This window comes from Nitrospirota bacterium (assembly GCA_016212185.1).
GTDB lineage: Bacteria > Nitrospirota > Thermodesulfovibrionia > UBA6902 > DSMQ01 > JACRGX01.
On record JACRGX010000076.1, the window covers coordinates 1 to 12348 of the forward strand.

The following is a 12348-nucleotide window of genomic DNA, read 5'->3' on the forward strand; positions in this document are numbered from 1 at the left end:
AGGCGCGGGTTTTTATCCTGGGGTTTTAAATACAAAAATTTATGATGAAATAATTACCGTTGCCAATGCAGATGCGGCTGATATGACAAGACAGCTTGCCGTGAAAGAAGGCATTCTTGCAGGCATTTCCTCAGGCGCGGCCTTATGGGCGGCGCTTAAAGTATCGCAGAAAATCGGAAAAGATAAAAAAATTGTCGTTGTCTTCCCGGACCGCGGAGACAGATATTTAAGCACGGGGCTTTTTAATCCGGCGGGCTGATGCGGCAGTTAAGCCGCCGCGCTTTCCAGTGTCCACTTGACGCCATAGTTAGGTCATATTAACTCTCACTTACTGCTTTTGCTATTTGAGACAAAACAGCATCTATATCTGTAACTTTACCAGCTATGGCTTTGTAGATTGGCAAGCTACCTATTAGTAGCAGCTGCACATACACCACGAGATAATACTCATCATTTATTTCTTCGAGATTGACAGTCAGTTGATTGACTATGCTACTGAGTTCAGATTCTTTAATTCCACCTATATAGTGTGATATATATTCGTTGTCACCGAGTATAACTTCTGGAAGTAAAGATAAATACCCATTACCCCTTAAGACAGCAAACACATAGCTATGCGCAATTTTAGCAATCAAACGACACAGATCACCCCACATTGCTACGCAATCAATTTTTACACATGGATATCCAGATTCAGCCATCAATTTATCTAAACTTTTTTTATCTCCTTTCAGCTCAACCTTCATTTCTGGATTTGAATTCGACAGTTCCCTCCCTGCAATGAGACATGGCTCAGGAAGCAATAGAGAAAGATAAAAGTTAGGGTGTTCCTCAACCGGCAATTTTACCTTAACCTCGTTTCCATCATGCTTGACAAAGGTTATAGGAAACTTATTAGGTCTATCTTTCTTGCGGCGCGTAGGAAAGTTATACTTCGCCCTATATGGCCAATACATGTTCCTGGCGACTCTTTGCTCAAATTTTTTGGTAATATCAGCACAACTATTACAGCTTGCTTTCTGCAATACTTCCCATCCATGGAGTGAAAGCGGAATAATGTGCTCATCAGAAAGAGGTCTTTCTGATGAGCCACAGTAAACGCAAATATTGGCTGGAGGGTATATAGCCATTTTGACAACCTAACGCACAACTCACTGATGCAGACCACCGAATGACTTAAACGTGCCAAAAGACAATCCGCTAACTACAAGTCACTGCAAGCCTGAAAAGCGTCCTGTGGTCTGCATTCAGCGCAGTGACTTATTGTGCATTCTGTTTAATTTATGATTAACTTTGTTTGACTTGATTTCGTGTTCCCAGACTCTAATCACTTGCCAGCCCTTTGCCCTCAATGTTCTTGTTATCTTCTTGTCTCTAATTTTATTTTTTTCAATCTTGTTGTTCCAGTAGTTTTCATTTGAAGCTGGCATTCGGCAATGCAAGGGGCAACTATGCCAAAAGCAACCATCAATAAACACAGCGGTTCTCTCTCTCAGAAAAACAAAATCTGGATTGCCGATCAAAGGATAATTACGACGCCATCCTGTGATGCCCTTGTCCTTGAGGATAGAAACAAACTGAAGCTCTGTGGATTTATTGCCTCGGGACTTCACGCTTGCCATTATTTTTGAGCGTTCAGATTTTGAAAAGGTATCCATATTGTCACTTAATGATTTCTATCCAAGAATCATCAAATTTGATTGCCTTGAGGATGTCGGCGCGGTCTACTTGTGGAGGTTGCTTAATTCGTATCGCAAGTATGTCGTCAGGCACGTCTTCTATGATGGTAAACTGGGAACCGTGAGGCTGCCATGTGAAGATGTGCTGCTTGCTGTCCTTGCCAAATCCCTCAAGATTGTTTCTCTCGTTCCACTGCCACCAGAAGTTCTCAACTCTGTACAAAATAGTTTCAAACTCAAAGACTGCCGCTTCCAGCAGGTCATCGGACTTAATCAAAACCACTGTCCTGACGTGTTTGTAGAGTTTGCGAATACTTGCTACCCGTTCGTTCCAGATGGAGAGAATCTTCTCTCCGAGTTCATTCGGGTCGCACTCGCTAATTTCGCGGTCGCCAAAAGAATAAACAGGAGAATTCCGGCCAGATATCAGGCGGATTTTAGAAACTGTTGAAGGTTTTCTGTTCTTAACTGTCTTAGCTCCCCATGCTGTTTGTTGGAGAACTACATCGTCTAAACCGACATTTGAGGGTTTCCATTTTGCGCCGACAAGTCGAGCAAATATTTCTTCCCAATCTGGACCTTCCAGTCTTGCCGTCCCACGCGATGCAAGTAAATACACAAGCTCGCGTCCCAAATTAAGTGCAAATTCTTTTGGGAATTTATTTAGCAGATATGGCGGCTTGTATTTCTCTACCGTTCTTAATTTTGGACTTTTTGCCATATTTTGCCCTTTCTTCGAGCATCGTTACCTGTCCATTAACTATTGGATATTGAAGATTGTAGTAATCATATTCGTTGTAGCTGTTATGCCAGCTATGCGCTATGAATAAATTTCTTAGAACCGCTTTGGCTACAGGCACTGGAAGGCTGTTACCCGCCTGCTTTCTGGTTTGACTATAATTACATATGATGTTAAAGCTATCTGGGAATCCTTGTAACCGTAACATTTCACGCAGAGTAAGCCTTCTCTCGCCGTTAACTAACAAATAGTTGTATGAAGCTCCAGCACGCAAAGCGCAGGAATATGGATATGCGCTGATATGTCCCGCTTTATTTTCATGCCAGATTGTCGGTTCTTTTGTGAGCTTATGTTTTTTTAGTCGGTTCTTTCTGATATGTTCTGAGGCATAGTATTGTTCAGGCACATAGTCTTCTAAAATCTCATGCAACGGGGTCATGGATATGCCGCCTTCCGGCCAATCAAATGAACAAGGTTTTTTAAATCCGATGATAAAAATACGCTCTCTCTTTTGGGGAAGTCCAAAATTCAGCGCGTTTAAAACACGAAAATCAGCATAATACCCTAACTCTCTTAATGCCTGCATAATCCGCTTGAGTGTCTTGCCGTTATTATGTCCTGCTAACAACTTAACGTTCTCTAGTAAAAATACAGATGGCTGCTTTGCTTTAAGTATGCGGGCAATATCAAAGAAAAGAGTGCCACGAGTGTCTTTAAATCCATGTCTGTGTCCAATAATGCTGAAAGGCTGACATGGAAAACCAGCAAGAAGAATGTCATGGTCTGGTATATCCTCGGCGTTGATTGCTGTAATATCTCCGATGGGTTTCTCTCCGAAGTTTGCTTCATAAGCTTTCTGGCAATCTTCGTCTATATCACTGGAAAACTTACATTTAATAGGTATTCCTAAATCAGCAGCAGCTTGCTCAATTGCCAAACGAAATCCACCAATGCCACAGAATAAATCAATGAATCTAATTGCCTTGCCGTTTTTCTTAATCAAATTTGACATGCTATAAGTTACCATTATCAGCGTAAGTTGTTCAATTACTTAAATGCATAACGCCTTGATGACTGACGAGTGCCACTGTATGACGTTGAAAAGCAAAAAACGATTTGCAAACCTAAAACTACCACTGGCTAAAAAAGGGACCTGTGGCATTCGTTTAGCTGCACAACCTATTAAGCGTTCACTGAACATTACTGTGTAAATGTAAATGTAGACATAGAGTTAAATATAAAAGGAATAACACTTTGTCTTTGTGAATCATACATTCCAGTTTTAGCAAAATAATCTTTTGGCTCTATTTTCTTTAAATCCTCGTCACTCATCAAACAATATCTAAGAAGCCAAGTTAGCGGGTGTTTTTCATTTTTGCCTTCAAACCAATCGGTTACTAAATATTGCAAGTCAAAACTATCATATAGTTCTTCATACGTACACTTGCTTTCTCTTAATTTTTGGTAAATCCCTGGATTAGCAACCTTAACGATGGCAAGAAATGGGATAAGGATTTCATGATAGTTGTTTAGTGAGTACATGGTAGTTTTTACTAATATTATGTTGACTACTATTTGCTCCAGTTCTCTCAATGATAATGAGCAATGTCCTATATAATCTTTCATGAAATCGTTAAGATTTTCATCATGTTGTGAAGTAATTTGATAGTTGTGTAATTTCATTAAATGATGGTAGTACGTCCATAAATCACTTCCATATTTTGACGCATTTTTAGGAAGAGAGCACCAAATATTTACAAATTTTTGAAGATATTGATTAGCCTTAATGCCAGAACCATATTGACATCTTACTGATTCTTCAATTTGTTCACGATTCATTACTAGAACAAAAACAATCTTTTGTACGGAGAAGACATGTTTTATTTTTTCAAGGAGTTCAAGCGCAAATGTTGGCTTACACCTATCAAGTTCATCAATTATAAAAACTACCGGTTTACCATCGCTCGACACAGCACCAGCCAGCTCCTGTAAAGTCAAACGAAAATTATTAAGACATGCCTTATCTTCTTTGTAGTTATCAAAAACGTGTGATAAATATTGTTCGGTTGTTTTTGCTGCTTCGTCAGCAATATCTTTATCAGCGCCTAAGTTTTCCAATTCCGTTCCATCAAGTACACCTATCGTTAATGCTTTTATTCCTATTTTCATACCTGACTTTAGCAACACTTTGCTGGCTTGAACGGCTTTATCTTTATATTTCTTTATCTTTTCTTCTGGCACCTTCAGAGCTTTTGCCAAATCGTAAATCTCACCAGAAAGTGCGGTAAAGGGGTCATCCATGTAATCATTTGAGAAAGCGTCAAAATATATGCTTTTAATGTTGTTTTCAGTTAGGTAGCCTCTCCACATTTTTATGAATGTAGTTTTCCCCTCTCCCCATTTAGCGTCTAATGCAATAATTAGTTCATCCTCAATATTTGATATTAATTTATATAAGGCTTCTCCAAAAGGTTTTCGTTTAAAAATATCCTTTCCATTGGCAAAGCCCTCAGTTTCAGAAATTTCAAGAGGAGGTATTGAAAGTTTCATAAGCTTATATCTTTCTTTGCTTTGTACGCATAACATTTACATTTAAACTTATCCTATATTTAGCAGCATTATATGGCGAAAAAAGGGAGATGTCAAGCAAATAGCCTACACATTGAGTAATTTATTATTGGTCTCTATTGGGGAGTTCTGCATTTACAGCCGGCGGGTTAAAAAACCTCTTGTCAATAAAGTAATTCATAGCTATAATGTCAACATCTGACAACAGTCGGGAGTTAAGAGTTAGGAGTCAGGAGTAAAGAGTTAAGAATTGCGAAGAATATACGGAGGACAATAAATGATTAAGAAAGTGGAAATGGAAAATCTCTACAAATGCTGCGAACCGTCAGAACTGCCGTTTAATTCAACCGATGATATCCCTTCATTAAAAGAAACCATTGTACAGGAGCGGGCCTTAAAAGCGCTGGATTTCGGTCTGGGAATTGACAGCCACGGATTTAACATTTATATCTTAGGCGAGAGCGGCACAGGCAAAATGACTACGATTAAAGCCATCCTCTCTGAAAAGGCAAAGGACGAGCATGTGCCTGACGACTGGTGCTATGTCTATAATTTTAAAAATCCCGATGTGCCGAACTCACTGAGCCTTCCGCCAGGAAAAGGCATGTCCTTTCAGAAGGATATGGATGAATTGGTAAATATCCTGAAACAGGAAATACCAAAGGTCTTTGAATCAAAAGAGTATGAAAAGCAGAGAACCAAGACCTTTGAGGAATTCCAGCAAAAGCAAAAGGTGCTTTTTTCAGAGCTTGAGCAGGAGGTTAAGGAAAAAGATTTTTCATTACGCAAGACCGTAAGCGGTCTTGCGCTGGTCCCGGTAAAAAAGACAGGTGAATCTCTGAGCGAGGAAGAATACGAAAGCCTTGAACCAAAAGTAAGGAAAAAGGTAGAGGAGATCGGAAGACAGCTTCAGGAAAAGCTTGATGATGTCGTAAGGCTGGTAAGAGAAGCGGAAAAAAAGGTTAAAGAGAAGATAGTCCAACTGGAAAGACAGGCTGCGCTGTCGGCAGTCGGTCATTTAATTGATGAAATTAAAAATAAATATAAAGAAACCCCTAAGGTGTCCGGCTTTCTTGACGATGTAAAGGAAGATATTCTTGAACATCTTGATGATTTCAAGCCTCAGGAAGAACAGCCTGCGGTGCTGCCATTTATGAAGCCCGTAAAAACAGAGCCGTCATTCATAAGATACTCGGTAAATGTACTTATAAACAACAGCGGTCAGAAAGGCGCGCCCGTTGTAATTGAAAGCAACCCTACGTATTACAATCTCTTTGGAAGGATTGAACATAAACTCCAATACGGCATGGCTATAACCGACTTCAGTATGATAAAGGCAGGCTCCCTGCACAAGGCAAACGGAGGCTATCTTGTCATTGACGCCATGGACCTTCTCAAAAATATTTTTGCCTATGATGCTCTGAAAAGAACAATCAAGGACAGGGAAATACGGATTGAAGACGTCTGGGAGCAATACCGGCTTATCTCAACCGTAACATTAAGGCCTGAGGCAGTACCCTTCAACGTAAAGGTCGTGCTGGTCGGAAACCCATGGCTTTACTACATGCTTTATAACCTTGATGAAGAATACAGCGAGCTCTTTAAGGTTAAGGCTGATTTTGAAAACCGCATGAACAGGAATAATGAAAACATGCTGAAATACGCAGGCTTTATGCGGACAAAGTGTGCGGAAAAAGGGCTGCTGCCGTTTGACCGCAGCGGCATTGCAAAAATAGTTGAATACGGCTCAAGGCTTGCAGAACACCAGGGAAAGCTTTCAGTAAAATTTAGCGAGATCGTCGACATATTAAAGGAAGCAGACCACTGGGCAAAAAAAGAGAAAAGCACTATTGTAAATGCTTCCCATGTAAAGCAGGCGTTTGACGAAAAGGCCTACCGCCACAACAAGGTTGAGAAAAAAATACAGGAGGCTATTCAGGAAGGCACAATACTTATGGCTACAAGCGGCTCTGTAATCGGGCAGATTAACGGGCTTTCGGTCATTGACCTCGGAGACTACAGGTTCGGCGTCCCGTCAAGAATCACCGCAAAGACTTACATCGGCAAGGCAGGCATAGTAAATATTGAGAGGGAAACAAAAATGAGCGGGAAAATTCATGAAAAGGCAATAATGATCCTTATTGCCTACCTTGGCGGAAAATATGCAAAAAAACAATCGCTCACCCTTTCGGCGTCACTTACGTTTGAACAGCTCTACGGCGGGGTTGAAGGCGACAGCGCAACCTGCGCTGAAGTCTACGCTCTTTTAAGCAGCATCTCGGGAATCCCGGTAAAACAGTCGGTTGCCATAACCGGCTCTATGAATCAGCACGGAGAGGTTCAGCCGATAGGCGGTGTCAACGAAAAAATTGAAGGGTTTTTTGAAGTCTGCAAAATCTCCGGGCTTGACGGAATGCACGCTGTAATTATCCCGGGCAGGAATATTAAAAACCTGATGCTCAAAAAAGAGGTGATTGATGCTGTCAGGAACGGAAAATTCAGCATATACGCAATTGATAATATAGAAGACGGCATAGAGTACCTCACAGGTATCAAGCCGGGAGAACTGCAGCCCGACGGGAACTACCCTGAGGGTACGATGAATTCCCTCGTTGCAAAAAAACTCCAGGAGTTCTCTGAGGCCATGAAGGAGAAAAAAGAATCAGAGAATAGCAACGAGGCAGGAAAAGAAAAAAACAATAAGTAATGCAAAAGTCCCTCCGGAGGCAAACTATCCTGCGGCTTATTGAAGCCGCTTTATGCATTTTCATCATGCTGATTTTCGGAAGCCTCCCAAAGAGGCTGTCGCTTATGGCAGGTGAATTCCTCGGGCTTTGCTTGTTTTTTCTGCTGGGTAAACGGAGAAGAATTGCCCTTAAAAATATTGAGATAGCGCAAAACGGAGGATTAACGCTTTCAGCCTCCCCGTCAAAGACAGTGCGCAGTCATTTCATATCCCTCGGCAGGTCCTTTTCAGAACTTTCATTGATTTCATTCGGAAGGGATTCTCTTATGAAAGACATCACCTTTGAAGGCATCGCACACTATAAAAAAGCAAAAGAAAAAGGGCGGGGAGTCCTCATAATTACAGGGCATTGCGGGAACTGGGAATTATTGTCGCTTGCATGTTCACGGAATGGATTTCCGCTCTCTGTAGTTGCAAGACAGATGAATAATCCTTATCTGAACAGGTTTTTAGAAAGGCTCAGGACAAAATTCGGGAATAAAGTTGTTTACAAATCAGGCGCCCTTAAAGAGGTGCTCGGTATACTGAAAAAAGGCGGGACTGCCGGCATTCTCATGGACCAGAGCGTAACAGAAAACGAGGCCGTGATAACAGAATTTTTGGGAGAAAAGGTCTATGCTATGAAAATACCCGCACTGCTTGCAATAAAGACAGGCGCCGCAGTTGTGCCTATATTTATCAAATATCTCGGAGGAGGCAGGCACCGCGCATGGTATGAAGAAGAAATAACAATCATGGAAACCGGAAACATAGAGCATGATACTGTTTCCAACACAAGGCTTTTTTTAAGCAGTATAGAAAAATATATAAAGGAAACTCCGGCGGAATGGTTATGGATTCACAGGCGCTGGAAATTAAGTCATGGCAGACTGTACTAAAAAAATTCTCATAAGAGGAGTCAACTGGATCGGCGACGCCGTCCTTACTCTACCGGCAGTCCGCGCAGTCAGGGTGGCATATCCCGACGCCTACATCAGCCTGCTCGTAAAACCGTGGGGTTCAGGGATATTTGAAGAAAGCCCGGACATAAACGAAATCATCATCTATGAGGACAGGTTTAATACGGCTGCCGGGAAATTCAAACTTGCAAAGATACTGCGCGCAAAAAAATTTGATATGGCAATACTTCTTCAAAATGCCTTTGACGCCGCTCTTGTTGCATGGCTTTCAGGAATACCGGCAAGAATAGGCTACGGCACAGACTGCAGAAGTTTATTGCTTACAAAGATAGTGACCGTTCAGCGTTCAGCGTTCAGCGTTCAGCGTAAAAACGGTAAAAAAATTACTCGCCTGCATCAGGTTTATTATTATCTGAACCTGCTGAAAGAGGCATTAAACATTGAACCCTGCGGCATAGAACCCTATATTTATCTAAAAAAAGACGAAGCATACGAGGCAAGAAACCTTCTTAATTCATCCTTCATCCTTCATCCTTCATCCCTTATTATCGGCATCAACCCCGGCGCGGCTTACGGCTCTGCAAAGAGATGGGTGCCTAAGAAATTTGCCGGATTAATCCGCAGGATAATAGTTGAGTTAAATGGAAATGTAATACTTTTCGGGAGTAAATCTGAACTTGAAATCACAGACGAGATAATCAGACTGGTTAACGGTGAACAATCAGCCCCAGGTAAAAAACTAACAGTTAACAGCCCTCTACCATTCTCTAACCCATTACGCATTACGCATTACGCATCACGCATACTTAATCTTGCGGGAAAGACCAGCCTTAGACAGCTTGCGGCATTAATTTCAGAGTGTGATGCATTTATTACAAACGATTCAGGACCCATGCACATTGCATCTGCAATGTCTGTACCTCTGGTTGCAATCTTCGGTTCAACAGACCCGAATGCAACAGGACCACTCGGGGCAAGGCACAAAGTTATCAGCAAGGAACTTTCATGCAGTCCTTGTTTAAAAAGAAAATGCCCTGAAGGACATCTTAACTGCATGGAAGCTGTCAATGTTGACGACGTGTTTAACGCATTAACAGAAGTCCTGCCGAAAGAAAGGGCGGTATTCCTTGACAGAGACGGAACAATTATAGAAGATGCAAATTATCTGAATTCATTTGACAGGCTGAAAATACTACCGGATATCCCTGAAAGTTTAATGAAATTAAAATCAGCGGGGTTTAAACTTATCGGCATAACAAACCAGTCCGGAATTGCAAGGGGGATTGTGAGCAAAAAATTTGTAAAGGAGTCAAATGCCTACCTGCAGAAAACGCTCGGCATTGACGCATTTTACTACTGTCCCCATCATCCTGACGACAACTGTATCTGCAGAAAGCCGGAAACGAGGCTCTTAAGGAAAGCCCGCTCTGAACACGGAGTAAATCTGAAAGCATCTTATATGATAGGTGATAAACCGCTGGATGCGCTTGCCGCCAGACAGGCAGGCGCAAAAGGGATACTTCTTTTAAAAGGGTCCGAAGACTCAAGGGGTCAAGTGATTAAGGGGTCAAGCACAACAGCACAAGATGAAGAAACTGCGGATTATGTTGCAGTGAATTTTAAAGAGGCGGTAAAGTGGATTCTGGAACAGAAAGACTAAGAGAACTATTTCTCACGTGATTCTCAAAAACCTTTCTGAAATGAAAGCCGTAAATTGCCAGAGTGACCGACAGAGGGAAAAGTTTAGGCCGCCTGTACATAGTCCAGAGGAGAAGCTTCCAATATTGAAATCTCTCTTTCCCTACCACACCCAGAATCAAAATGGATTTGAAAAATGCGTTGAAATGATCAAGGCGCAATTGAAAAACCGCCCTGTTATCCAGAGGCCTGTACTCTCTTAAAAACGTCCTGACGCGCTCATAATAATGATTCGGCGAATAGATTTTATTGATGATTTTCTTATACCCGTCAACAAGAGTCTCATGCTGCATTTTGGGGATGAAATTTATTGAACAGTCCGTATTATCCCCGGTGACATCCTTTAATAAACGGTTTTCATCCTTAAGCCGGTGGTACAGCCTGGTGCCGCGGAGCGCATTTAACAAACCAACCATAGCAGTAGCAATCCCGCTTTCCTGAATGAATTTAATCTGTGTATGAAATATTGAGAGCGGGTCATTATCAAAACCAACGATAAACCCGGCCTGAACCTGAAGCCCGAAGTTCTGGATTTTTTTGACGCAGGATATAAGGTCGCGCATTTTGTTCTGTGACTTACTGCATTCAGACAGGCTTTCTTCATTAGGAGTTTCAATGCCGATGAATACAGTATCAAAACCTGCCTGCACCATCAACTGCATAAGATCTTCATCATCAGACAGGTTTATGGACAACTGTGTAATAAAGGTAAACGGATGCCTTCTTATTGCCATCCATTCTATAATGGCAGGCAGGATTTCTGTTTTTAATTTTCTCTTATTGCCGATAAAATTATCATCAACAAAAAATACTCCGCTCCTCCAGCCCATTGAATATATTGCCTCCAGTTCCGCTATAACCTGGTACTTGTCCTTGGTCCTCGGCGCATGTCCGTAGAGCATTGTAATATCGCAAAATTCACAATTAAAAGGACAGCCCCGCGAATACTGAAGATTCATAGACGCGTATTTTTTTATATCGGCAAGTCTCCAGAGCGGGATAGGCGTCTCCAAAACACTCGCCTTTATATCACCGGCGATGTAAATACGCTTGGCGCACCCGTTTTTCAAATCCTCCAAAAATTGCGGCAGTGTGATTTCAGCCTCATTCAAAACCAGATAATCCGCCTCAGGAAATTCATCATGACTGCTCGTGAAAAGAGGACCGCCCGCCACTGTCTTAACGCCTAATTTTTTACAGCGGGAGATAACCTCCCGTGCAGTATTTTTCTGTATTGACATACCGCTGATAAAAACATAATCAGCCCAATTAATTTCTTCATCATGCAGGTCTGAAATATTCATATCCACAAGCTTTTTCTCCCATTCCTCAGGCAGCATTGCGGCAACAGTCAGTAAACCGAGAGGAGGAAGGCTTGCCTTTTTAGAGATAAATTTTAAGGCGTGCTTAAAACTCCAGAAAGTATCAGGGGTCTTGGGATATACAAGAAGTATCTTCATATCGGACGGCTTATTCAATTTAGGGACCACTTAGCTTGCGGCGTCAAAGTAAGTAATATTACCACGTTGATTGAATCCCTGTCAATGCGTCCTGTTTAATTGGTCCCGATTTCTTCTGACAGGTCTGATATAAAAGCTATGGTTTCCTCCACGGCCTCTCTTACAAGCGGATTTTCATCATTGACAGCTTTTGACAAATAAGGCAATGCATTTTTATGGTTAATTACTCCTAAAAGATATGCGGCATCAGCCCTGATAATCGGGTTTACGGCATTAAGACTTTCCGCTATGTCAGGGATGGCTCTGGCAATTTCATTAATGTACATTTCCCGCAGTTCCTCAACAAGAGCAACAGTGCCGAGCCTCACTCTGCTTCTTTCATCTGCAATCAAACCGCCTAAAAATGTGAACAGTCTCCTGTCGTTCTTAAACATATCTATTATGTCGTTCAGAAAACCGTTTTCCATATAATCGGCAATCATCTCTTTAGTTTCAGTAGACTGTCCCATGAATCTATAATATCACAGGCCTGCCGGATTATGCCCCATTTCTCTCTCTT

Annotated in this window: 11 protein-coding genes; 4 read left to right on the top strand and 7 right to left on the bottom strand. The window is 41.7% G+C overall.

The genetic code is table 11. From position 1 onward, the window contains the following. Positions 1-259 (top strand): pyridoxal-phosphate dependent enzyme (locus HZA10_08960; GenBank protein MBI5196438.1); only part of this gene is annotated, 259 nt, incomplete at its 5' end. 58 nt (positions 260-317) lie between these two features. Here HZA10_08960 and HZA10_08965 read toward each other — a convergent pair. From HZA10_08965 to HZA10_08985, 5 genes are all read right to left on the bottom strand, one after another. Then, positions 318-1130: a hypothetical protein gene (locus HZA10_08965; protein ID MBI5196439.1), complete on the bottom strand. Its 813-nt coding sequence runs from the start codon at positions 1128-1130 to the stop codon at positions 318-320. Between the two features lie 117 nt (positions 1131-1247). Then, the gene (locus HZA10_08970; protein ID MBI5196440.1) at positions 1248-1658 is read right to left on the bottom strand and encodes a very short patch repair endonuclease; all 411 of its coding nucleotides are present in this window, start codon (positions 1656-1658) and stop codon (positions 1248-1250) included. A 4-nt stretch (positions 1659-1662) separates the two neighbouring features. Beyond that, positions 1663-2400 carry a hypothetical protein gene (locus HZA10_08975; GenBank protein ID MBI5196441.1) on the bottom strand — a complete coding sequence of 246 codons (738 nt, stop codon included), beginning with the start codon at positions 2398-2400 and terminating at the stop codon, positions 1663-1665. Next, positions 2339-3430: a DNA (cytosine-5-)-methyltransferase gene (gene dcm / locus HZA10_08980; GenBank protein MBI5196442.1), complete on the bottom strand. Its 1092-nt coding sequence runs from the start codon at positions 3428-3430 to the stop codon at positions 2339-2341. Before dcm ends, HZA10_08975 begins: the two co-directional genes overlap by 62 nt. 188 nt (positions 3431-3618) lie before the next feature. Further along, entirely contained in the window at positions 3619-4968 is a 1350-nt protein-coding gene (locus HZA10_08985; GenBank protein ID MBI5196443.1) for a hypothetical protein, read from the bottom strand. A 295-nt stretch (positions 4969-5263) separates the two neighbouring features. Here HZA10_08985 and HZA10_08990 point away from each other — a divergent pair, with 295 nt between their 5' ends. From HZA10_08990 to HZA10_09000, 3 genes are read left to right on the top strand one after another with little or no spacing between them, the layout of a single operon-like run. After that, positions 5264-7693 (top strand): AAA family ATPase, encoded by a 2430-nt coding sequence (locus HZA10_08990; protein ID MBI5196444.1) that lies wholly within the window; start codon positions 5264-5266, stop codon positions 7691-7693. Then, positions 7693-8610 carry a lysophospholipid acyltransferase family protein gene (locus HZA10_08995; protein MBI5196445.1) on the top strand — a complete coding sequence of 306 codons (918 nt, stop codon included), beginning with the start codon at positions 7693-7695 and terminating at the stop codon, positions 8608-8610. The genes HZA10_08990 and HZA10_08995 overlap by 1 nt, the downstream gene beginning before the upstream one ends. Continuing rightward, positions 8594-10291: an HAD-IIIA family hydrolase gene (locus HZA10_09000; protein ID MBI5196446.1), complete on the top strand. Its 1698-nt coding sequence runs from the start codon at positions 8594-8596 to the stop codon at positions 10289-10291. Before HZA10_08995 ends, HZA10_09000 begins: the two co-directional genes overlap by 17 nt. Here the strand turns inward: HZA10_09000 and HZA10_09005 are convergent. Together HZA10_09005 and HZA10_09010 are read right to left on the bottom strand one after the other, a co-directional pair. Beyond that, positions 10251-11789: a B12-binding domain-containing radical SAM protein gene (locus tag HZA10_09005; GenBank protein ID MBI5196447.1), complete on the bottom strand. Its 1539-nt coding sequence runs from the start codon at positions 11787-11789 to the stop codon at positions 10251-10253. The two genes, HZA10_09000 and HZA10_09005, sit on opposite strands and share 41 nt — an antisense overlap. A 95-nt stretch (positions 11790-11884) precedes the next feature. Next, positions 11885-12298 carry a HEAT repeat domain-containing protein gene (locus HZA10_09010; protein MBI5196448.1) on the bottom strand — a complete coding sequence of 138 codons (414 nt, stop codon included), beginning with the start codon at positions 12296-12298 and terminating at the stop codon, positions 11885-11887. Positions 12299-12348: the final 50 nt, after the last annotated feature.